Annotated in this window: 21 protein-coding genes; 6 read left to right on the top strand and 15 right to left on the bottom strand. The window is 37.3% G+C overall.

Annotated features, from left to right (window positions below; genetic code table 11):
- Positions 1–2: 2 nt before the first annotated feature.
- Complete coding sequence (locus B154_RS0113780; RefSeq protein ID WP_018614840.1) at positions 3–1202, bottom strand: PAS domain-containing sensor histidine kinase; 1200 nt, start codon at positions 1200–1202, stop codon at positions 3–5.
- Positions 1203–1207: 5 nt separating this feature from the next.
- On the bottom strand, positions 1208–2011 hold the full coding sequence (locus B154_RS0113775; RefSeq protein ID WP_018614839.1) for an alpha/beta fold hydrolase: 804 nt from the start codon (positions 2009–2011) through the stop codon (positions 1208–1210).
- Between the two features lie 317 nt (positions 2012–2328).
- On the opposite strand from B154_RS0113775, the gene B154_RS0113770 reads away from it, so the two are divergent.
- A complete protein-coding gene (locus B154_RS0113770; RefSeq protein WP_018614838.1) occupies positions 2329–2583 on the top strand; it encodes a hypothetical protein in 255 nt (84 codons plus the stop codon).
- Between the two features lie 137 nt (positions 2584–2720).
- Here B154_RS0113770 and B154_RS0113765 read toward each other — a convergent pair whose 3' ends face one another.
- A complete protein-coding gene (locus B154_RS0113765) occupies positions 2721–3176 on the bottom strand; it encodes a cold-shock protein (RefSeq protein ID WP_018614837.1) in 456 nt (151 codons plus the stop codon).
- Between the two features lie 408 nt (positions 3177–3584).
- On the opposite strand from B154_RS0113765, the gene B154_RS0113760 reads away from it, so the two are divergent.
- Positions 3585–4073: a VOC family protein gene (locus B154_RS0113760; RefSeq protein WP_018614836.1), complete on the top strand. Its 489-nt coding sequence runs from the start codon at positions 3585–3587 to the stop codon at positions 4071–4073.
- Positions 4073–4801 (top strand): tRNA1(Val) (adenine(37)-N6)-methyltransferase, encoded by a 729-nt coding sequence (locus B154_RS0113755; RefSeq protein WP_018614835.1) that lies wholly within the window; start codon positions 4073–4075, stop codon positions 4799–4801. Before B154_RS0113760 ends, B154_RS0113755 begins: the two co-directional genes overlap by 1 nt.
- 34 nt (positions 4802–4835) lie before the next feature.
- Here B154_RS0113755 and B154_RS0113750 read toward each other — a convergent pair whose 3' ends face one another.
- On the bottom strand, positions 4836–6041 hold the full coding sequence (locus B154_RS0113750) for an NAD(P)-dependent oxidoreductase (protein ID WP_018614834.1): 1206 nt from the start codon (positions 6039–6041) through the stop codon (positions 4836–4838).
- A gap of 404 nt (positions 6042–6445) precedes the next feature.
- The gene (locus B154_RS0113740) at positions 6446–7153 is read right to left on the bottom strand and encodes a DUF92 domain-containing protein (protein ID WP_018614832.1); all 708 of its coding nucleotides are present in this window, start codon (positions 7151–7153) and stop codon (positions 6446–6448) included.
- A 154-nt stretch (positions 7154–7307) separates the two neighbouring features.
- On the opposite strand from B154_RS0113740, the gene B154_RS0113735 reads away from it, so the two are divergent.
- A complete protein-coding gene (locus B154_RS0113735) occupies positions 7308–8678 on the top strand; it encodes an APC family permease (RefSeq protein ID WP_018614831.1) in 1371 nt (456 codons plus the stop codon).
- A 414-nt stretch (positions 8679–9092) separates the two neighbouring features.
- Here B154_RS0113735 and B154_RS0113730 read toward each other — a convergent pair whose 3' ends face one another.
- The 3 genes from B154_RS0113730 to B154_RS0113720 all read right to left on the bottom strand — a co-directional run bounded on the left by B154_RS0113730 (position 9093) and on the right by B154_RS0113720 (position 12756).
- Positions 9093–10349 carry an aminotransferase class I/II-fold pyridoxal phosphate-dependent enzyme gene (locus B154_RS0113730; RefSeq protein ID WP_018614830.1) on the bottom strand — a complete coding sequence of 419 codons (1257 nt, stop codon included), beginning with the start codon at positions 10347–10349 and terminating at the stop codon, positions 9093–9095.
- A 259-nt stretch (positions 10350–10608) separates the two neighbouring features.
- Positions 10609–11709, bottom strand: coding sequence for an Ldh family oxidoreductase (locus tag B154_RS0113725; protein WP_018614829.1), 1101 nt, complete (start codon positions 11707–11709; stop codon positions 10609–10611).
- Between the two features lie 108 nt (positions 11710–11817).
- Positions 11818–12756 carry a Nif3-like dinuclear metal center hexameric protein gene (locus tag B154_RS0113720; protein ID WP_018614828.1) on the bottom strand — a complete coding sequence of 313 codons (939 nt, stop codon included), beginning with the start codon at positions 12754–12756 and terminating at the stop codon, positions 11818–11820.
- A 142-nt stretch (positions 12757–12898) separates the two neighbouring features.
- On the opposite strand from B154_RS0113720, the gene B154_RS0113715 reads away from it, so the two are divergent.
- Positions 12899–13093: a hypothetical protein gene (locus B154_RS0113715; protein WP_018614827.1), complete on the top strand. Its 195-nt coding sequence runs from the start codon at positions 12899–12901 to the stop codon at positions 13091–13093.
- 104 nt (positions 13094–13197) lie between these two features.
- A complete protein-coding gene (locus B154_RS32415; protein ID WP_018614826.1) occupies positions 13198–13350 on the top strand; it encodes a hypothetical protein in 153 nt (50 codons plus the stop codon).
- Between the two features lie 434 nt (positions 13351–13784).
- Here the strand turns inward: B154_RS32415 and B154_RS0113705 are convergent, their stop codons facing one another.
- From B154_RS0113705 to B154_RS0113670, 7 genes are all read right to left on the bottom strand, one after another.
- Positions 13785–14603, bottom strand: coding sequence for an alpha/beta fold hydrolase (locus tag B154_RS0113705; RefSeq protein ID WP_018614825.1), 819 nt, complete (start codon positions 14601–14603; stop codon positions 13785–13787).
- Positions 14604–14622: 19 nt separating this feature from the next.
- A complete protein-coding gene (locus B154_RS0113700; RefSeq protein ID WP_018614824.1) occupies positions 14623–15498 on the bottom strand; it encodes an aminoglycoside 6-adenylyltransferase in 876 nt (291 codons plus the stop codon).
- A gap of 104 nt (positions 15499–15602) precedes the next feature.
- Positions 15603–16862 carry a peroxiredoxin family protein gene (locus B154_RS0113695; protein WP_018614823.1) on the bottom strand — a complete coding sequence of 420 codons (1260 nt, stop codon included), beginning with the start codon at positions 16860–16862 and terminating at the stop codon, positions 15603–15605.
- Positions 16863–17181: 319 nt separating this feature from the next.
- The gene (locus tag B154_RS0113690; protein WP_018614822.1) at positions 17182–18621 is read right to left on the bottom strand and encodes a SusD/RagB family nutrient-binding outer membrane lipoprotein; all 1440 of its coding nucleotides are present in this window, start codon (positions 18619–18621) and stop codon (positions 17182–17184) included.
- Between the two features lie 10 nt (positions 18622–18631).
- A complete protein-coding gene (locus tag B154_RS0113685) occupies positions 18632–21814 on the bottom strand; it encodes a SusC/RagA family TonB-linked outer membrane protein (RefSeq protein WP_018614821.1) in 3183 nt (1060 codons plus the stop codon).
- 415 nt (positions 21815–22229) lie between these two features.
- Complete coding sequence (locus tag B154_RS0113675; protein WP_018614819.1) at positions 22230–23369, bottom strand: cysteine desulfurase family protein; 1140 nt, start codon at positions 23367–23369, stop codon at positions 22230–22232.
- Between the two features lie 363 nt (positions 23370–23732).
- Positions 23733–23972 (bottom strand): SRPBCC domain-containing protein (locus B154_RS0113670; protein ID WP_018614818.1); only part of this gene is annotated, 240 nt, incomplete at its 5' end.

Here is a 23972-nt window from a genome sequence, read left to right as displayed (position 1 = left end):
CTTTAAACATTATCAATTGGTAACATAACAGTGAAAGCAGCGCCTTTACCGGCTAAGCCCTCTGCCCTTATATTTCCAAAATGATTCTCAACAATTCTTTTGCAAAAAGCAAGCCCGAAACCTACAGTTTCTCCCGCTACGTTCAATTTTTTCAAAACACCGAAAATATAATCATTAAACTCAGATTCGAAGCCCGGCCCCTCATCGGAAATTGTAATTTTTACATAGTCGATATATTTATACTTATCCTCAAGATGGTTGTATAGGTTTTCTTTTACCACAACTGACTGTATCGTAAGCATAAGCCTATTGTCAACGCAGCCATGGTCAAAAGCATTTTTTAATAAGTGGTGAAACATCCAATTAAGCTGGTTTTTATTACCCGTAATAGTTGGTAAAGGCTCTACTTCTGCATGTACATTTATTTGAGGATACGCGTTTTGCAATTGCCCTAATTCGTATTGAACGACGTGAGAAAGATTAACTTGTTCTTTTGTTGCAGTTACTGCGGTAAGAGCTAAATAGTTTTGCAGGTTTAGCAAAAGGGTCTTTATTTTTTGAGATGACTTTTTTATTACTGACAAAGCATGACCATCAAAAGTTGCCTGCATTTCTTTTTGCTGCAACTCGGTCGAAAAGAGGATGAGCTTTCGTACAGGCTCCTGCAAGTCATGGGTAATTATATCACTTAGTTGCAGGAGCTCTTTATTCTGAAATGTAAGTAAAGTGATTTGTTTATCTAATACTTTTTGCTGTTGTTCTAATTCGAGCTTAACTTTTTCTAACACTTCATTTTTACGTAAGGCTTCCTCAGCATTTTTTTTTGCCAAAAGAATTTCTTCCTCATATTTCACCCTGTTAAGTATTGGAATAAAAGAACAAAGAATTTCTGATTTGCCATTTGCTTTCGCGATTATAGCATTTACAACCACAGGCACGTCGTTTTTAGATTTCGCCTGCAGGTTCATAAAAATTTCTTCTGTATGTCCCAGTAGCTTTACAAGTGGGTAAAAATGGGTTTGGTAAAATACTTTGCCAGAAACCGTAAGTAATTCTGAAAAATTTCTTCCTGTTAGTTCACCTTCCTCATATTCTAGCAATTTGCAGCAATAAGCATTTGCCATTGTTATCACACCATCTTCTGTAAACGAAAAAATCCCACATGGGGCGTGAATTAATAGATTTTCATGTACACCTGACATTTCAGCTAATTGGCGTTTAGAAGGTATTCTTTCATTAAATCGATCGTCTCCTGGGGCGCACTCATGTGTGGACAGTGGCCCGTAGCTTTCATTATTCTCAGAGTGCTACCAGCTATTCGCTCGTGCACATAATGTCCGACTTCCAACGGTGCTATCAGGTCATCAGAACATTGCAATATGAGCGTTGAAGTTTTCAATTTAGAAAGGTCCTGCCTATTATCTGATAAAAAGGTAACTTCTGCAAACTGCCTCGCAATAACAGGGTCTGTAGAACAAAAGCTCTCCGTTAACTCCTTCCCTAATTCGGGTCTTTCCGGATTTTTCATGATTGCCGGTGCAAGAAAATTGGCCCACCCGATATAATTCTTCTCCATCGTTTCAAGTAGCTCCAGGATATCTTTCTTTTCAAAACCTCCCGTATACGAGGGAGCTTCATTGATATATCGAGCGGAAGGACCTACAAAAATCAATTTATCAAAACGATCAGGCTGTTTGATGGCGGCTAATAAACCAATCATGCTGCTTACCGAATGACCTACGAAAATAATATCTTGTAAATCCAAAGTATTTATAATATCAAGTACATCATTCGCGTATCCATTCAGGTCGCTATATTTTTCGCGGTTATAAGCTGAGATATCAGAATTACCAGATCCTACATAATCAAATAAAACAATTTTGTATTGTTTTTCAAATGCCGGAGTTATAAAACGCCACATATTCTGGTCGCACCCGAAGCCGTGCGCAAATAACATTGCCTGCCCTTCGCCAAAAACCTTTACATTATTTCTGCTTAAAACTTTATTCACATCATCCCTATTTTGTTAAAGGATAAAGTTCGGGATTATTTCATTGTTTAACATAAGGAATAATAAATTAACACAGGAATGCATTACAAAATCATCCTAAAGTTATTCTACATTTCAAGCATATAAACCATAGGTCCACCTGATTTTTCCGCTGCAATATCGGCCAGCTTAACTCAATTTGCACGTACTTTTTGGCAACGAATTTATTTTCTGGCTTTTTTCCTTTTCTTTTTCAAAACGCAATTGAAATATTGGCTGAATTATTGAAAGAAACACAATGGCCGAAACAACTCATTCAAGTTTCTTAAACTATTATTATGTGTCAGTTTAGTATACCCTTTGAGGGAGACTCTGAAAGTCTGATGAAAAGAGCAAAGCAAGAAATAGAAAAAGCGGGCGGAGCATTTAGTGGAGATTTTACGCAGGCTAGTTTTCAAGCTAAAACGCCTTTAGGATCAATTCACGGTTCTTTCGCGGTTTCAGGACAAGCGTTATCGTTAGCAATCATAAAAAAGCCATTTCTCCTATCGTGTAAACGAATAGAAAAAGAACTCGCAGAAGTAATGCAATAAAACTATTTCCAAAATTTCCTTTTTATCTATCACAAAGTTTTATTGCCTTGGTAGGTAGTACGTAAAAAAAACAAAAAAGTAAGTTCCCTTTTGTGAGAACTCACCGCAGATAGTATGAACAAAAGATTTTGAAGTTCTTAAACAGACTTCTTAACGCCTACAGCATTTTTTCCTTTAACACCCATTTCCACTTCAAAAGTCACTTTGTCGTGCTCTTTAATACGATCAAGCAAAGAATTGATGTGAACAAAAACGCTTTCCTGTGTTTTACTGTCTTTTATAAAACCATACCCCTTAGATTCGTTGAACATGGTAACAACTCCTGTTCTTATTAATTCAGACTCATCCACCGGTTCCCTTTTTGCGACACCTATACGTATGTCTTCTACATTCGTAGTTATTTTCTTACGAGGATCAGGTGGTGTTGAAGAAATATTTCCGTTCTCGTCAATATAGGCGAGCATACTTTCCAAATTGTTACCGTTCCGGGCGTGTGCCTGGCGCTCTTCCTTCTTCTCCTGTTTATCCTGTCTCTTCTTTAATCTTTGTTTCTCTTTTTCTTTTTTACTGAAAGTTTCCTGTGATTTACCCATTGTTTTGTTTTAGATGATACATGTACCTGAAAGTAGGCACTTCTTGTATATAAATGTGTGTATAAAGGTACGAAAAATAAAGTTATTTAAGGTTAACAGGAACAAGTATTTTAGTATTACGATAAAGTAAAATATTTTCACTGGGGGCATAAACTAAAGGAATGGTCGCGCGCTAGCTGAAAAAGGACTGTACAAATTTGCTAGGATAAAGCTCGTAACGCAAATAATCAGCATAATAGATGATTAAAAAGTTACGGTCGAAGTGAGTGACACAAGGATGTTGATAAAAGTTATTCTGTTCGTTCCACTAAAATTCTTATTTATAAACCTTCAAATCATTTAACGCGCTAATTCTTTAATTTTAGCAACTATTTTATAGAAAAACACTTTTTATTTTAACTTCTAAATATGTCTTATACCGTTCCCGCCAATACAAGAATAGGCCATATTCACTTAAAAGTATCTGATATTGACAGGGCACTTGCATTTTATCATGAACTACTAGGTTTTGAAATTATGCAACGATATGGTCCTTCTGCAGTTTTTGTTTCTGCAGGGGGTTATCATCATCATATCGGGCTAAATACCTGGCATAGCAAAAATGCTCCTCCTGCACCCGTTAATTCCTGTGGACTGTATCATACTGCAATTGTTTATCCTGAAAGAAGAGATTTGGCAGTCATTTTAAAGAGACTTGCAGAAGCAAAATATCCGCTTACCGGCGCTGCCGATCACGGCGTGTCTGAAGCGCTTTATTTAAATGACCCGGATGGCAACGGTGTAGAGTTATATTGGGACAAACCGAGAGAGCAATGGCCTTTTGATGGGTCAGGTAACTTACAGATGATAACGGAGGCTTTAGATATGGAATCACTCTTAAGCGAATTAAAGAATTAATGGCCAATTCTTACTTTAGGTTTAAACAATTCACTGTTCACCAGGCAAAATCGGCTATGAAAGTGTGTACTGATGCTTGTGTATTTGGTGCATATGTTTCATTAAAAGAAAAGGCTTGTAGCAATGAGGAAACGAATATATTGGATATTGGCACCGGCAGCGGCCTGCTATCCCTTATGATTGCACAAAGAGTTAATGGAAATATTGAAGCAGTTGAAATAGATGACAGCGCTTTTGAACAAGCAAATGAAAATTTTGAAATCAGCCCGTGGCAAAAAAGGTTAACTGCAATTCATGCAGATATAACACAATTGTCGATCTTGAAAAAGTATGATATTATTGTTTCAAATCCTCCTTTTTTTCAAAAATCATTAAAAAGCGACGACCTCAAAAAAAACCTGGCGAAGCATACCACCACGCTACCCTATACCGCGCTTGCATCCATTGCATGTAGCCACCTTGCTGAAAAAGGAAAATTTTATATTCTTTTGCCTTTTGAAGAATTTATTGCTTTTGAAAAAATAGCTCTTGAAAATAAACTTAAACTGTTTGAAAAGGTGAACATACGGCAACACACCCTTTCAAACTATTTTAGAACAATTGGCGTTTTTACCAATGTAGCAACTCCGGAAGCAGTAACGGAACATTCAATTTCCATAAAAGATAAAAATGACGCATATACAGAAAGTTTTATAGAGCTTCTGAAGGACTATTACCTGTATTTGTAAGAAAACTAAAAATGGTTTATTGTAATTACTATAACTAAACTTTTGTTGCCGCATATTCTTTCAAATAAGCATAATAAGAAGTTAAGTGTCCTTTTTTCACTATCGTTGCACGTTCAATTACCGGTGAATCATCTTTCCTTATCTCATCTAATACATATTTTATTAGCTGATCACCAAAGTAGCTGCTGGCATCTCTTGGTAATTCGTTGGGAAGATTACTCACAGCCATTATATCCACTCCCCCTTTTTGAAAAGGGTCAATAACTCTGCGGCTTACAGGATCAACGCCGTAGACCGGGAATTCGATTGTACTATTACCTAAATTACAAGGTATCGATCCTTCTTTATCATCACTTATATCTGCTATCGTTTGTATACGAAAACGCTCATTCAGCATATCCTCCCAATTAAAAAGACGGGGAATATTTTTTTCCCAATAAGTTCCGTTCATCAGTATATCTGTTTGATAGATATAAGGCTTAAACTTACTGCTGTAATTTTGCGGACTAGCATGAAAATCTTCACGGTTGTAGTGGCCTGTAAGTTTGTGTTCATATAAATCCCGTCCTTTTAAGTGCACGTATACAGGATAAGAAAATTCTCTTTGCAGAAACTCCGCAGGTTCAACCTCAATTATGTCCATTAAATTCATAATTTCCAACACCCCGCTGGCTACCCTGCCGCTGCCGGTAACTGCAACTTTTATGGCAGGTAATTTTAAACCAAAATAAGTATTAATAAGGTGTTTATAATCCTTGCATTCACCCACACGGCATAAGTTATAGGTTCCTGTTCTTCTGCCGTAAGCCCACATGCCGTTATGAGCTCCAACAATACCTGCAAAAAATCCAAATCCTAAAATCCGCTGACCGTCTTCGTGCTCAAGACACTCAAAATCTATTAAAGTAATTTTCTTTTCAATAATTGCCTGTAACATCCTTCTATTATGCGGTTGTGCTTTTTTTGTATGCGAAAAGAACATATATGTTTTTTTTTCGACTAAAAAATCAACCGGTACTTCTTTTATTCCTAACAAAAGGTCACATTCACGTAAATCTTCCCTTAATTCAATGCCTGCAGATCTGTATTCTTTATCAGAAAAACAACGGTTAGAGCAAGGCTGTACCACAACTTTTATGTCAGGCATATTTTCTTGTATCCACCTGCATTGTTTAGGAGTTAAGGCAACACGGTTGTCAGCGGGTATTTTTCCTTCTCTTATCAATCCAATTAAGAACATTGGCCGGCTTTATATTAAACAAAAGTTATTTAAAAGTCAGACAAAAGCGAAAAAAATAACAGATTAAAAAAAGATTAAAGATAATTTTAATTTTTTAACACTTGAGTATAGTATTTGTGTGTAATTTAGGTGTTGATAGTATCAATTTTAGTAAAATAAAAAAGTGATAATTACGTTTTTAACTTTAAAATATTTAATATGAGTCTGAGTGAATTGCTTTCTATTTTGTTTGATGATAAAAAACCAGAATTGATCCCTATACCCGTTCCTGTAAATAATGATCAGCAGAGAAAATAGTAATAAAATTAATTTTATAATAAAAATTGTAAAGCCTCTTGTTTTGGAGGCTTTTTAATTTTAAGGAGTAATAAAAGTTGGTGCTGGCTACTTTTGCCGTAGAATAATTAATTAAATAACGCCATAACTAACAACGCTGCAATTGAAGTATTTAAAAAATTCACTTCATTATTGCGCAAATAACCTCTACGTTCTGCAGTAGCACCTAAGACAGAGTCTGAAAGATTTCCAAGAGTGCCGGCAACAGTGATCCACAAAAAATGTATGTGAAACCCAAAAGCTATTGCATACACGGCTGCTATGATAGCACTACCTGCAACACCAATTAATGTTCCTTCGAGGCTTATAACACCATCCAATCCCCTAATATCTTTTTTGAAGGAAATAATGTTATAAAAGTTTTTGCCATAAATATTTCCCAGTTCAGAAGACAAAGTATCTGCGGTAGCAGAGGCAATAGATGCAGCTATCATGATTGTAAATAACGCTCTTTGTGCCGGGCAAAATATTGAAGTCAATCCAAGTATTCCTGCAACGCCTGCATTTGCCAGAACCTGTCCTGCTGTCCTTCTGCCTTTATCTTTCTCTGCTAAACCTAGCTTTTGTTTTACATTCATTCCCCAAGAAGTAGCAGCTGTACCTAATACAAAAAATGTGGCTATCAGGCCTACTCCTATGTAACCTGTACCTGCAAAGACCAACAAACCTGTTAACCATCCGGTGACTCCTGCCGCCAATGTAAGTTTTTTAGCCTTGATGCTAATAAACGCTACAATGGTAAGAATAACAACAATCAGCCAATAATCGGTAAGCATTAATGTAAAGTAATGAACCGTGGGATATTTGAAAATAAAAAGTTTAACTCTAAAGGCTTTTAAACAAAAGAACGACAATTTGCTCCGAAGCGATGATTTATTCATCAATTCTTCTTTGCACCTTTGCAACCTCAAAAGCAAACCAACATAACTAATGCCTGCACCTGTACTAGAAAGACGTCTTGGCCTTGCACAAGCTACTGCCATAAACATGATTGATATGGTAGGCATTGGTCCCTTCATCACCCTGCCAATGGTAATAGGCATGATGAATGGTCCCTGGTTCTTGTATGCATGGGTAGCAGGCGCTTTATTATCGTTTATAGATGCGATGATATGGAGCGAATTAGGAACAGCTTTTCCAAGAGCAGGAGGAAGCTATAATTTTTTAAAGGAAGCATATGGAACTAATGGTGCAGGAAGATTTATGAGTTTTTTATTTGTTTGGCAAACGATGATACAAGCACCCCTTGTAATTGCTTCTGCAGCTATCGGCTTTGCTTCTTACTTTTCGTACCTGTTGCCCTTAACACCTTTCACCTCGAAAGTAGTAAGCGGTAGTGTCGTTATCTTAATTGTAATATTGTTATATCGAAAAATAGGAACGATTGGAAAAATAAGCGTGCTTCTCTGGGCAGGCGTTATCATTACCCTATTTTGGATTATTGGAAGTGGAATTGCACATGGAAATTTTATGTCTCCGATAAAACATATTAATGACGGTCTTACTATAAACTATGCCTTTGTAACTGCCATTGGTTTTGCAAGTGTAAAGTCTGTATATAGTTACCTTGGTTATTATAATATTTGCCATCTTGGAGGAGAAATCATCAATCCTTCTAAAAACATTCCGCGAAGTATGTTTTTGTCTATTGCAGGTATCAGTATTTTATACCTGTTTATGAATGTGAGCGTGGTTAGCGTAATACCGTGGCAAGAGGCAAAAGAGAGTGAATTTGTTTTGAGTATTTATATGAGAGAACTTGCAGGAAATTCTGCTGCAAAAATAATTACCTGTCTTATTTTATGGGTAGCATTCGCTTCGGTCTTTTCAGCAACTTTAGGGTATAGCCGCATTCCATATGCCGCGGCGGCCGATGGAGCTTTTTTCAAAGTTTTTGCCAAATTGCATCCTACCAAACATTTTCCTTATATCTCATTGTTGTTTCTGGGCGCAGTTGCTTTTGTTTTTAGTCTACTGTTCAGACTGAGTGAGGTTATAAGCGCTATTTTGGCTATGCGAATTTTAATACAGTTTATAGGCCAGGCAATAGGTTTGTTGATATTAAGAAAGAAAAGAAATAAAAAAGATTTTCCTTATAAAATGCCTTTGTATCCCGCGCCTGTTTTCCTGGCAATAGCTATTTGGTTATTCATTTTATACTCGACAGGAATAAAAATGGTCGCTTATGGTTTAATAGTTATCTCCCTGGGAACAATAGTATTTTTTATAAAAGCGCGATTGACCAAAGAATGGCCTTTTGCACAAACCTTAAGTAACAATCCAATAATAGAGAAAGCTTAAGCATAAAAAAAGCTCGATTATCCAGATTAAGTAGTTTTTTGTGGTTATCAGGTATTTGAGAACCACATCAATTACAACTATTACAATTAAAGAAATAATTGTTTTGGAAAATAATGAAAATTGAAATCCTTCGGTTTTTCTTTCTGCAAATAATAGATATAACGTAACTAGTAATAGAATAACAGAAAGTATTACGAATGGGCTTGTTCTCCTAAACCATTTCTTTAACATGTCTAAAATTACAAAGAGCAGGATATACAATAAATAAGCTCAATAAAGTTTTGGAGCAAAAGCAATACAAGGTTGATGAAGATTTCTTCAAAGACCTGTAAAACAATTTAAAAAATCGCCAATAAAAAACCTTCCCACAGGAAGGTTATATTTTATGTATTTAACCAGTGATATAAAACCAGCTTACATTGCCTCAGCCATTGCTGGTATTTCAGCAACTTTATATTCGCCTCTATCTAGCTTCTTTTTAGTTTCTTCAAACGCTTTTAAAGTCAGGTCAATATCCTCATCACTATGAGCGGCAGTTGGTATAATTCTATATATAATATCTCCTTTTGGTATAACCGGGTAAACCACAATAGAACAAAATATGTGATAATTTTCTCTCAAGTCCATCACCATTGATGTGGCTTCAGGTACATCACCTTTCATAAAAACAGGCGTAACAGGCGAATTTGTACTACCAATATCAAAACCTCTTGCCTTTAATCCTTCCTGCAGGCGGTTTACATTGTACCAGAGCTTTTCTCTCAATTCCGGCATTGTTTTCACCATTTCCATTCTTGCCAGCATACCTTCTACAACAACAAGAGGCAGACTTTTTGCGAAAATCTGGCTTCTGGTGTTATAGCGTAAATACTTAAGCACATCTTTAGGACCACTGATAAAAGCACCAATGCTTCCCATACTTTTTACAAAGGTTGAAAAGTACAAGTCAATTCCATCCTCACAGCCTTGTGCAGAATCAGCACCCGCACCATTTGGACCCATGTACCCGAAACCATGCGCATCATCTATCAGTATTCTAAACTCATAATTTTTCTTCAGTTCCACAATCTCTTTCAGTATACCCTGCTCTCCATCCATACCAAAAACACCTTCCGTAATTACAAGAATTCCGCCGCCGTTTTTATTTGCCATTTCAGTAGCACGTTGCAATTGCTTTTCACAATCTTCTGCATTATTATGTTTAAACGCATACCTATACCCCATATGCAGTCTGAGCCCATCAATTATACATGCATGCGCTTCGGCGTCATAAACAATCACATCTCGACGGTTAACAAGAGCATCTATGCAACTCATTATTCCCTGGTACCCAAAATTTAAAAGCATTGTGTCTTCCCGACCGACAAATTCACTTATTACTTTTTCAAGTTGATCGTGCTTTGCAGTATTTCCACTCATCATGCGGGCTCCCATCGGGTTACCCATTCCATATTTCGCAGCAGCTTCCGCATCCACTCTTCTAACTTCCGGGTGATTTACAAGTCCAAGGTAATTATTTAAGCTCCATACAATCATTTCCTTTCCACGAAAAGTCATTCTGGGCCCCAACTCTCCTTCCAGCTTTGGAAAAGCAAAATAACCATGTGCCCTGTCCATATGCTGGCCTAACGGCCCACCATCTTTTATAAGCTTTGCAAAAACGTCTGCCATTTCAATACAATTTTTTTATTTGGTAACAAGCATTTGAAATTCTATTAAACATCGTTGTGTCACTCACTTGTACTAAAGCGAATACTGCAACAAAATAAATAAAATGTAGATTACTAAAAGTGGTGCAAAGGTAATGTAATACAGACGAAATTGATTTGCAACAACAACCACATTAAATGTTTTTCAGAATAATTTTAAAGTTTGGAAACAATAAACTTTAAAATTAATAACTTGAATCAATATAATTAAAGTGTCTGCCTTAGATTTTATCGGCCTCGTTACTTAATAAACCTACTCCCATCTTTTCCCCCACTCCATTCAATTCTTTAACTACAGAATCAAATAACGGAATACCATCTTTACTTCTTATAGTCTCCATTTCCCTTTCAACATCTCCGGGAATTAAAACCTTATCGTATCCTGGGGCAGGTTTTGCTGAACGAAATCTTTTTATCCAGTTATCCATGTGTTCCTCAAACTCTTCCAATGGTCTGAATGCATCGACTCGCATGGCTCCAAAAAAATGTCCAAGACCTGCACCAGGCATATTCTCAGGAACAGGAACATAAGCAGGAAAAGGAGGCGTCCACGGGCCATAACTTGCTCCGCCTAAAACAGCAGAAAAAATATCAACAATACTTCCCAAAGCATACCCTTTATGGCTTCCATGTTCCTTATCGCCTCCTAATGGCAACAATGCCCCACCTTCTTTCAACGCATTTGCATTTGTCGTAGATTCGCCATTTAAATTCTGCACCCAACCATCAGGAGCATCTTCATTTTTTCTTTGCAAAATCTCAAGCTTCCCATTAGATGCAGTTGTGGTGGCAAAATCAGCAACAAAAGGTGGTTCGTCATGAGCTGGTATGGCTACTGCAATTGGATTTGTTCCCAGCATTCTCTCAACTGAAAACGTTGGTGCTACAATTGCACTCGCATTAGTCATAGCAATACCAATCATATTATGCTCTAAGGCCATCATTGCATGATAGCCCGCAATACCAAAATGATTGCTGTTTTTAACGGCGACCCAGCCTGTACCAGCTTTCTCAGCCTTTTCGATAGCTACTTGCATTGCAAAAGGCGCGACTACCAATCCCAATCCTGCATCACCATCTACTGTAGCGGTAGAAGGTGTTTCATGAACTATTTTTATGTTTGGCCTTGCATTAATTCTTTTGGCTTCCCATAGTCTTACATAGCCGCTCAATCTCGCTACTCCGTGACTATCCACTCCACGCATATCTGCTGACAATAAAACCCGTGTTGCTAAAATTGCATGTTCTTCATTACATCCCATTTTTAAAAATACCTGGTAAGTAAAGTTGAATAATTGCTTATATGAAAAAGTTTGGTTCATTATTTACAAAGTAGAGTTTATTTCCGTTTTTGGTTTTTAGCTATTAAGAATAAGAACAGTGGTTAATCTTATAAATTTCATTTAAAAAAGTCGAAAGATGCTGTGAGCTTAGGCCCATGTAAACGCATCATTAGAAGGAATATGTGTAATATGAATTCCAGGTATTTGAGGTTGTAGCCATTTTACCAGCCATTCAAGTCCGGGTTCTTCACTAACTATGTGTCCTAACACAATAAGAGAAGTTTTTGAACCCATATAACGCATGTCTCTTATGTACTCACTCGTTTCCCACTCATTTAGCTCACCACAAATAAAAACGTCTGGTTTGTATTTTTGTATTGCTTCAATCTGCCGGGTTCCTCCAGCCGCCCCCGGCGCAAGTATTATTCGGCTGCATGACTGCGCCTTGTTTCCTATAACCTTTAGATGAGGAATACCAAGTTTAGTTTTTAAAAGCTCTATAATAGCTGCAAAAGATGTGGGCGGAATAGTAATTGAGAAAGGATTATCTGCATTAGAATATTTTTCCCAACCCAATTCTGTTAACACACCTGCCAGCACACCGTCAGGCCTATGTGCATGTATATAATCATGGAACCGCCAAACAGCGATGTTATGTTTTTGAAGAAGTTCACGTTTGTGCCTGTACACATCATCGTTTTCAAGCCACCCTGTGTCATCTGTGTGACTATAAAAAGTAGGCTCATGTGCAATAATAAAATTGGCCCCAAGTTTTGCAGTTTTTTCAATAACCTCATCTGTGGCAAACATTGTAGTAACTATGCCTGTCACCTTTTGATCGGGATCACCTGATTTTATAGTATCCACCGTTTTTTCAAAGGGAGCATTGGGGATACTTTTAAGAATAAGATCAATTACCTGTTGCACTGTGAGTTCCTGAATTTGTTTCTGGAATTTTTGTGCAATACCGGCGACAGGACTAGTCAAAAATGTAGAAACTCCTGCCACAGTCATTAATGTACTTACAAACTCTCGTCTTTTCCAGAAGTTATTTGCAGGGCTGTTGGTTATTTCGTCGGCGCTCATATTAAGTTTTAAAAATAATTAGGACTTGCAGTTAGATCATAGTTGCCTGGCAAGAAAATTGAAACGATAAGCGTTTAATTAAAAGCAAGATTATATCTATCTAAAGCAAATAACCGTATTACTTTTATTACAAAAGCAAATCATGAAAAAAATATTTTACCTGGGCTTATTATTTATTGCAATGTCATGCAATTCAGGCGGAAATACCAGCCAAAGTTCTGATGGTGCAAACATAGATTCTGCAAAAGGAAACTCACCGGGTTCAAATACTATGGAAATGGACACCATGCACATGGATACATCAGGCAGTAAGATTTCGGGCGACAGTATTCATTAATTATTTACAGTCCATTTGTTACGCATTTACATCCTGTTAATTAAATGTATACTGTTGCAGTTGTTTGCAGAACCACTTACATTTGTAATACTAAAATATTAACCATGTCTCTACCCACTAATAACAAGAAAGGTGAAAACCAGGTAAATAAAAATCAAAAAGATGTTGGAAAAGGTTCAAAGTTTATAAAAGGTTCGGCAAAGCCCGCAGCAATCACTAAAAAAGTAAGGTCAACAGGAGCAAACAGAGGAAGCTAGATAGTAAGTATTTTTGCTGCTTTTAAAGCCTCGGCAACTTTTTTTCTTCCAGCAAAGAATAGAATAAAAGCAATAAATTTTAAAAAGCCTCATCTTAAAACAGGATGGGGCTTTTTAAAACATGCAAAAATCCTGTAAATATTAGCGTTAATTATATAACGAAACATAAGAGCTACTTGTAATTTTTCAGCCTACAACTCTCGACTGTAAGGGCTTATAATACAGGCGCAGATGCAAAGCATTGCGCCTTTTTAATAGTCAAGTCTTAAAAAATCGAGCATCACAAAGCAACCAAATTCGCCCGTTAATGTATTATTCAAACCGAAGATGAAGTTTTTCTAAAGCCACTACTGCATATGTGATTTGCACCTTGGCCCAGAGGATAGAATCTACGCGGGGTTGTTTTATACTTACAATTTATCTTGTTCAAAGTTCTATTTCGTTACCGGCTCGTCTAGAAACTTATTAATCAATGAAACTGTAGCTGCAATTAAAATGCTGTCTTGCGGTGTTGTCATTTCCCCAATATAATCTCCATGTCCCCCAGGAATAATTGCAAGTCGTGAGTTTGACATTAAACGATGCATTTCAGCAGCATGTTCAGGAGTTGCAACATCATTGTCCCCAATGATAATAAATGCAGGTGCTTTGATAGATAATATTTGTTCTTCAGAAATGTCGGGAAAGGACTGCATTCTTGTTACATCTCTTTCATACATTCGGTAAAGAGCATTTGTGTCAGGATTTATTTTTAAATATTCATCCTTGTATGGTTGGGGCATACCTTCAAAAGTCGGACTAGACATCATATTCCAAAACCAGTCGGGAGCACCGGACTTTTTATAGAAAGTAGAAGCTACAATTATCTTATTAGCCATTTCAGGATGTCGAATAGCAAACTGAAGTGTGGTACTTGCTCCATTACTGAAACCAAAAATGTCAGCTTTGCCTATGTTTAGTTGCTTTAACAGTTCTGCAATGTCATCTGCATCTTGCTGAAAACTTAAAGGTCGGTCAATGTCTGCTGTGTGTCCATGTGCCTGCATCTCAACCGCTATTATTGAACGAGTTTTTGCAAAGTCTTGTAACACTCTTCCAAAAGTTGTCTGAATGGTAGAGCCGCCGCCATGAATCAGAACAAGCGGCGCACCCGCTCCGTGAATTTCGTAATACATTGTAAGTCCGTTCACGGAAGCATAGCCGCTTGTGCTATCATTTTTTGTTTCGTAGCCTTTTGCTATTTGGGAATTCATTGTCTGGTTGTTTGAATTATTACAGCTCGAAATTATCAACCTTATCGTGCAGTTTTTTCAGATAAGCGAGTGTGTTTTGCTGTTCTTCTCTGTTTATCGCAAATCCCATTTTGTCTGCGATAAAATCTGATGTTTGTTGAAAAATTTCAGTCATTAAAAATAACGCCTTCCAATTTTCTTCGGTCTCAAAATTTGAGTAGGTCAATAAAACTTTGTTATGGAAGTCGCCAGGAACAAATGTTCTTAGAAAACTACCCGATTTGCCAATTGATACGTCAAAGTTGTTTTCAATTCCGACTTTCCATTCAATAACTTTCATAAACATCGGTCTTACAACTGTTTCCAACATTTCTTTTGCGTAAATTATTTTATCCCTTAAAAGTCCCTTGCCCACATAGGTGCTTACCCACCAAAATTCATTACAAGTATCTAAAAACTCTTTTTCTGTAGGTTTTTGAATATGATAATCTTTATCGCTCGCTTGAGGAAGATGTGTAAATAGATTGTCTTTGTCGAGCCACAAAATTGTTAGACTATCTCGTTTAAAGTCTGATGTAAGTTTCTGTTTAGGAAATAGTGTGAGGTCTATCCGATTTCCATCTTTAAATAACATTAGATAAGCAAAACTTATATTTTCCTCATAGCGGTCTTTATTTCCAAAAGTCATTTCATCTGGAAGCTGAAAAAGGATTCGCTCACCAAAAATGTTTGTCCAGGAGTGGTTAATCGTAAAGCTTTCCAAGTTATCAACAACGAAAACAATATCAAAGTCTTGAAGTTTGTCAGGTTTAATATTTTGATTTGCTCTTGAACCATTTAGCAAAACTGCTCTAATCCTTTCATCTTGTTTGGAAAACTCAAGTATGAGATTTTTAATTTCAGTTTCGCTTCTCATGGCATGAAGTCAATTTAAAACTTTCCGTAACGTTAATATAAATTTTTCAGTTAGCAACAGAAAAGCGTTATGGAATATTTCAAGCCATACTAAGATAATAGCAGTTATTCATTCAATAGCCCATTGATCGTTTCATCAAATTCCTTTTGAAATTCTTTATAGTGTTCTCCAGTTCCCGGTCCGTTAAAACCGGTGTATACTTTTCTTACATTACCTTTTTTATCAATAAAAATGGAAGTTGGAAAACCTTTGATTTCTGTCAATTGAGGTAGCGTTTTTTCTGTTCGTTGCAGATCTGATACTGTTACGCCTGTTATCAATACCGGGTATTGAACATTAAATCTTTTTACAAATCTTTGGAGCGAACTTTTAGACCTTTCGAAATCGGTTGTTCTTTCGTAAGCCAAACCAACAATTTCTACACCTTTTTGCTTATTTCGATTATAGTAATCGCTTAAGAAATTGGTTTCGTCCATACAATTCGGGCACCACGAACCTAATATCTGCACTACAACTACTTTGTTTTTGAAGCGGTTGTCGTTTATCGATACATCTTCTCCATCAAGGCTTTTAAAATAAAAATTTAATTTCGACTCGCCTTCGTGCAGTTTTGTCTGCTGGTATCCATCGGGCAATTCTATTTTCTCATCTTTTTTGGCCACCCAACTTTCAACACTTGTAGCACCTGAATAAAAATTTCCTCCGGAAAGATTATTAGCATCATCGATTTTCGCAGTGAATAAAAACGCATGTCCGCCATCGAAGCCTGATAGTACTAAACTATCTCTGCTTACAACTCCTTCCAGATACCTGTAGTCGCCTGTCGATGTAAGAAATGTTCCTGTGATCTTAGCCCCTGTTTGAGAAAATTCTCCAATAGCTTTTGTTGTATCGTTTTTCTTTCCTATAAAAGTTGCGTCCCATCTTCCACTAACATTGAAAGCCGGCTTTGCAGTTGCAACAAATCTTTGTTTCTCATTGTATTTTGCTGTAAAGGGTAATATTTGCTCCCTGTCTGCAAATCGCTTTATCCATTGTCCCTGCAGATTGCCTTGCGCATCAATTGCTGCTCTAAATCCTGATTCAAAAAATGGCATTTGTATAAAAACAGAATCATCTTTTTCGGCTACGTTATCAACCAATAATTTCTCATCTGCATTTAATACATACAAAATCTTCTTGCCTGCACTATCTTTTGACTGAAAATTGAAAACAATATCCTTTCCATCAGGCCTTGTCACGACGGAGCGGTATATCCCATTTCTAAAAATGGGCTTTTTATCTGTCCAACTTACAAGCAGAACCAGTAGTAAAGCGAACAGGTACGGATAATGCCTGAGAAATATAATGTGACGCTTTTTCATTTTTGGTTTTTTAATTATACAACCATTTGTGCGTGTGTGTAAAGTTGCTACCAGCCCAGGCTCATAGATTATATAATAATCAGGCATCTGCTTTAGCCCTTCTTTGGAAAAATGACCTGTAAAAGTTCCTCGTATCAGTTATTATTATGTTCGTCATTGCAAGGAGGAACGACGAAGCAATCTGATAAATATTGAAGACTTGTTCAATTAGTCAAAGCAGATTGCTTCGTTCCTCGCAATGACGAAAAGTAATTTCCGTGTATTTTTTCAAGCTTCTTTTGCAAATTTTCTCACTTTTTGATTTATCTGCCCTTCCGTATTAATTCACATCAAACCACAGCTTGGTAGTTAATACATCTACGCCTTGGTTCGATACTGCTGTTTTATAATTTTCTTTATTAAGTGATTGCTCGGTTCCGGGATAAATAAAGCGAACAGGTATTTGACCATTTAGGACGCCTGCAACCGCCGGAGCAAGTTGTGGGTAATCCAGACGGCGCCATTCAGCAAATGCTTCGAGACCGTTTCCAAAAAGAGCAATCCACTTTTGGTCACCAATAGATTGCTTATAATTAGCAGCATTGAAGGCAACGGAAGGCTGAGTGAGATAATTGTTAATATCATTATCAGCAATTCCATATTGTCTTAAAGATGCCTGGATAGCCTGGGCATATAAATCGGCGGCGTTTTCAGAAGTAAATCCTCGTGCTGCTGCTTCTGCCCGGTCAAACAATACTTCCGCGTAGCTGATAATTACAGCGGGAGCGTGAGGTGCAGTAAAATAAGCACCCGGTCTTGAAGTTTTTGCAAAACCAAGATTGTTGGCGTCGCCGGTAGTTAACCCATTTGGAATACCAACATAATTAGTCGGCGTAGGTGTTTGTGTTTTACTTGCATAAACAGGCAGACGTGGGTCATTTAACTGGAACAATTTATCCGTCATAGATTTACTGATGCGGTAATCATCGCGAGTGTCGAACCAGGCGCTTACAGGATTTTGGTTGGGGGAATCATAGTACAGCAACTGAGCAATTTCGGTATTATCACTAATATAAGTTCCACCTTCTGCTGTGATGTCTGCCAATACTTGTTTTGATTTTTCAGGTTCGCGGTCTGCTATGCGAAGTGCAATACGCAGTCTTAAAGAATTTGCAAACTTTTTCCATAAATCGATTTTTCCTCCATAGATGACGTCACCTGCTATTGGTTTGCCTGCAGGGTCAAGCGCTGCCTGCGCTGATTTTAAATCATCTAATAATCCAAAATACACGTCTTTCTGTGCGTCATAAACTGGTGTAAGATGTTCATCTATAGCGCCCGCTTGCTTGTACGGAATGTCACCATATTGGTCTGTTAATAATTGGAATACCCAAGACCTTAAAACAAGTGCCACTCCTTTGTAATTAGAATTGCCTTGTGCATAGGCTTGTGCAATTATAGTATTGAGGTCAGTAAGACTTTGTGAATAGAGGGTGTTCCAGAGAGAAATGAAACTGCTGTTTGAAAAAATATAACGGTCAGGTTCTGTATATTGAATCTTAGCCCAATGCTGAACGATTAATAGACTTGAATTGAAATTGTTGTCAGCACCCCAATAAGCATCGGCTGTAATTTTTGAAGCTGCAGTTAACAGGTAATCAGGCTGTGCTGTTTGGGCTGTATTGGGATTAATATTGGTTTTAGCAAGCTCTTTTTTGCAAGAGGTTGCTGCAAACAAAACGAAAGAAAAAGCAATTATATTGAAATATCCGAATTTCATAAATGGAGCATTAAAATTTAAGGTTGATATTAAAACCGTAGCTTCTTGTTGTTGGCAGGGTCAGGTCTTCGAGGCCTTGTGCATTACCATTGTTGAAAGCTGTTTCGGGGTCGATGTTTGGAACATTTTTATGAATGAACAAAAGATTGCGGCCAACAAGCGAGACAGAAGCGCCTGCGAAACCAATGCGGCTAATCCATCTTGAAGGCAATGCATAACTCAGTCTCACTTCTCTTAGCTTCACGAAGGAAGCATTGTATACATAAGCTTCTTCGATATTTCTTGTTGATTTATAGTAAGAAGAAGCAGGAATAATCTTGCTGTTTGCTTTTCCATCAGCAGTTACACCTTTGTAAATCATTCCGTCGTCATACACTGTTTCACCTGCAGGAGCTGCGGTTCCATTTGTTAATTGAACTGTTCCATTTGCTTTATCATTACCCGGATAGTAATAAAGTAATCCACCGTGCGCAGCATCTCTGCCCGGTAAAGTAGATTCCAATACTCCTGTATAGCTCCCAGTTGAATTTGTTCCGGCGAAAATAGAACCACCATAGCTTGCGTCTATTAAAACACTCGCCGTGATGCCTTTATAAGAAAAACTGTTTGTGATCCCTCCAGTCCAATCAGGTGTGTATTTACCTAACACTTTTTTGTTAGGGTCAGTGGCAGGTAAACCGTCAGCATTTACAATGATGTTGCCAGATGCGTCGCGAAGAAAAGCATTGCCATAAAGAGTTCCATAAGGTTGACCAACTGCTGCCAACACTTGTATATTTCTGTAAGATCCTAAAACATAATTCTGCAAACGGCCTTCTTTATCCAACTCTATAACTTTACTTCTGTTAGACCCGTAGTTTACATTTACATCCCATGAAAATGCGTTTGTTTTTACGGGGGTAACACCTAACTGCACTTCTATTCCTTTGTTATTTATTTTACCTGCATTCAACAATTTTGATGTATAACCCGTTGTAGCGCTCACATCAACAAAAAGAATTTGGTTATAGCTGTTTGTGTTGTATAAACTTACATCGAGACGAGCACGATTGTTGAAAAAAGCAGCTTCGGCTCCGATTTCAGTTGAGGTGGTAGATTCTGATTTAAGGTTAGGATTTAGGTCTTTACCGGTAGCAGTTAACTGTGGATTTGAGTTAAACGGTGCATTAAAATTGTAAGTGTTTACAAGCTGGTAAGGGTCAGCGTCGCTACCCACTTTTGACCATCCACCTCTTATTTTAGCGAAGCTTAAAACATTGCTTTTTATATCAAAAGCATCTGTAAGCACCAGGCTTCCATTTATTGAAGGATAGAAATAAGATAAGTTTTCAATAGGTAAAGTAGAAGACCAATCATTACGTGCAGTAAGGTTTAAGAAAGCATAATTCCTAAACCCAACCTGTGCAGATGAGAACAAACTGTACTGTTTCAACTTGCTGAAGTAATTTGACGAAACCAGCGGGTCGCGTGAGTTGGATAAAGTATAAACTCCTGCTACTGCAAGTCTTGGCGCTTGTTGAATATTTTCAGAATAAGTTTTGGTACGAATATTTCCACCTGCCAAAACATCCACACTAAAATCACTGCTTACTTTTTTATTATAACTTAATGTACCTTCTGTATTATTTTCATTTACAGTGTAAGCATCCTCTTCGTAAGAGCCGAAAGGCGTACCACTTGTACCATAGGCAACTTTTAACTTACGACGGTCAGTATAATAATCACTTCCACTTCTAAAGTTTGCCGTTAGGTCATCTGTTATTTTATAGTTTAAACCTAAGTTTCCTATAATTCTATCCCTACGTTGTTGCACTGTATTTTCATAAGCTACAAAAAATGGATTGCTGTAGTAGCTGTTGTTCCAGTTGAATGTGTTGCCATTCGCATCACGGTAGTTTCTTAACTGATTCATGTCGACCTGGCGTCCAAACCACGTAAACTGCAGCATAGTACTGGTTGCCCGTTTACCACCAGAACCAGGCAAGTTTGGTGCATCATCTATAAAATAATTTGCGGCAGCGGTCAAAGTGAGTTTAGGGTCAACTTTAAAGGTTGTATTGAGCGAAACTGAATGTTTATTTAGTTCACTGTTTGGAATAACACCTTTTTGGTTAGAATTATTATAAGAAACGCGGTAATCAAATTTATCTCCTGCATTTGCTATAGCCACACCATTATTAAGTGTTACGCCAGTTCTGAAATAATCCTTTACATTATTGGGATGAGCGATAAAAGGCACCGGCTGACCATTTGAATTAAATTGAGGTATCAAAGTTCCATCCAGCTTTGGGCCCCAGCTTTCGTCAACGCCATCGTTCACTCCACCACCTTTTCCGTCTACATAACTAAACTGCCCGTTTGCACCTTGTCCGAATACGTTTTGATACTTAGGCAAAATAAGTAGATTAGAAAAGGTCGTATTTGAATTAAGCGTAATTCCGAGACCTTTTTGTCGTTTTCCCGTTTTTGTCTTAATCAATACCACACCATGAGCTGCCCGTGAACCGTACAGCGCCGCTGCGTTCGGACCTTTCAATACGCTGATGGTTTCAATATCTTCTGCACTCAAGTCAGAAATGGCGTTTGCATAATCTCTCGATCCGCCAGCGCCTAACTGCGAATTGTCTACCGGTACACCATCAACTACAAATAGCGGCTGGTTATTTCCGGATATGGAAGTTTCGCCGCGGATAACTATTCTCGATGAACCCATATCGCCCTGGCTATTGGTAATTCTTACTCCGGCAATTTTGCCTTCCAAAGCATTTACCAGGTTTGGTTCTTTTGCTTCAGAAAAATCTTTCGACTTCAGTTCCTGTACCGCATAACCTAAAGATTTTTTTTGCTTTGTAATTCCAAGGGCCGTCACAACGACTTCATTTAATGAATTTTCTGCATTTTCCAATGCAATATTCAAGGTTGTTGTTGAAGAATTGAGAGTAACCTTTTGCGCTTGATAACCAATAAATGAAAAGGTGGCTACGCTATTGACAGGTGAGGTTAAAGTGAAGTGGCCATCGTTATCAGTTTTTGTTCCCTTGCTGCTGCCTTCAACAAGAACGGAGACTCCAGCCAACAGCTTGTTGTCGCTCTTTGAAACGACGGAACCGTTCACGGTTACATTTTGTGCATAAATACTGTTGTAAAAGAGAAATGCTAATAATCCTGTAAGCAGTTTGTAATGCTTAAACATAATTGTTATAATTAATAGTGATGATATAAGAACTTGATCTGCTACATTCTTTATAATAAGAACAAGGAGTAGCTACAAGTACAGATTCAAGTACTTGATAATTGTTTCAAAAACCGGGAAAGCAAGTCGTTAGGGAAAAGGTTGAGATATCAACATATGCAAGACGAGTGCATACAACAACATTGAAAAGAAGAGAAGAATTGTAAAATTAAAGCTCTTTTTGTGCCACCTAAAGCCTTTCTGTTAAGGCCTGTTCCGTTTTTCATTGTTCTGATTTTAATGCTGATTATTTCTAGCCGTATTAATAATTTTTCTATTTTTTATTTTCAGTTTGCAAATATACTGCAGTCTACTAAACCAGTAGAATAAATTTATTCTTCCTTACATTCTTTCCTCATTCTAACTAGTAATACTATCACGCGGCCGCAACTTCTTTATGCATATTTACCAAATTCTCCACAAGAAAATCTACCTCATCTAACGTATTGTATTTGCTGAATGAGAAGCGAATTGTTTGTCTTTTTACGTTAGCGCCTAAAGCAGTTAATACATGAGAAGCACCATGATTTGAGCTATTGCACGCACTTCCACCTGAGGCCGAAATACCGTTAAAATCAAGATTGATAAGAAAGTCAGTTTCTGTAGCAGGTATACTGACACTCAAGATGGTGTACAAACTTTTATTAGTTAAAGCCGAATTAGCGTTAAATTCAATTCTGGGAATTCCGTTTTGTAAACGTTCGATACAAGATTGTTTTACACTTTCTATATGATGCCGATGTTCGTCGAGGTTAGCGTATGCAATTTCAAGTGCTCTTGCTAAACCGATTATTCCTGCAACATTTTCCGTTCCGGCTCTTACATGCCTCTCTTGCGAACCTCCCTGTATCAGTGGTTTTGCCTGAACAGAATCTTTTACATAAAGAAACCCAACACCTTTCGGACCATGAAATTTATGAGCTGAGCCAACTAAAAAATGGACATTCAGTTTTTTAACATCCAAACGATAATGTCCCATTGTTTGAACTGTATCGCTATGAAATATTGCATTGTATTCTTTGCAAATTTCACCTATCAATTCAATATCATTAATATTCCCAATCTCGTTATTTCCATGCATGATGGAGACAAAGGTTTTTTCATTTTTCTGCAACAGACTTTCCAAATGCTGTAAATTAAGATTTCCATACCGGTCGTGCGATACGTAATTCAAACTTATCTCACCATTTTTTTCTAAAGACTTCAATGTATTTAAAACTGCATGATGCTCCAGTTTCGTTGTGATCGCGTGCTTTATTCCCATCCCACGAATAGCAGAAAGAATGGCAGTATTATCAGCTTCGGTACCTCCCGATGTAAAAAATATTTCATTTGGTGAAGCATTTAACAAGTCTGCTATTGTTTTCCTTGCATCCTCGATTGCAATACGCACCTGTCTCCCATGTTTATGGCTGGATGACGGATTTCCAAAGTGATTCATCAAATAAGGAAGCATCGATTCAAACACTTTTTCATCTAAAGGTGTAGTTGCCGCATTATCAAAATAAACATTCATAAAAAATAATTTTCAAGATTACCTGTCGTTATAATATTAATAGTCTACCAAATTAGTAGACAAAACTACATGCAGGATCTTTTCCATCCAAATTTTTATTTGTGACTTTACTGACTTTTAATATTAAAATGCTTAAAAAGATATGAAGCATTTTTTGGGGAACAAGACGGGATCATGCGCGGAAAGTAAGAGGAAGGATTTAAATAAATAACGGACTGAGGCACAAGCCGAAGCAGAAAAACTACAAACAAATGGCGATCCTCGTGTTTGCCAGACACATTTGGAAAGTCTTATTTGTTCAAAACCTGTTGAAGTGCTGGGCAATTTGTTTAAAAGTATTTTAAGAAAGGCTTGCAAAATAAATTACATATCTGGAATTTCCGGCTCAACCAATTTCGCCAACTTCTCCAGAGATTCTTGCCAACCTAAATAACACATTTCTACAGGTATCATGGAAGGAATATTCTCCTGCAAAATTTTTATTTCCGTACCCACCGAAACTTTCTGCAGCCAAACTGAAGTAGTCATTTCACCTGGAAGGTTAGGGTCATCAAATTTATCTGTGTACTTTAAAAACTCATTAGGTTTAATCTCAACATATTT

Source organism: Segetibacter koreensis DSM 18137 (genome assembly GCF_000374045.1).
In the GTDB taxonomy this organism is placed as follows: Bacteria; Bacteroidota; Bacteroidia; order Chitinophagales; family Chitinophagaceae; genus Segetibacter; species Segetibacter koreensis.
This window is presented reverse-complemented; position numbering and strand designations above follow the sequence as displayed.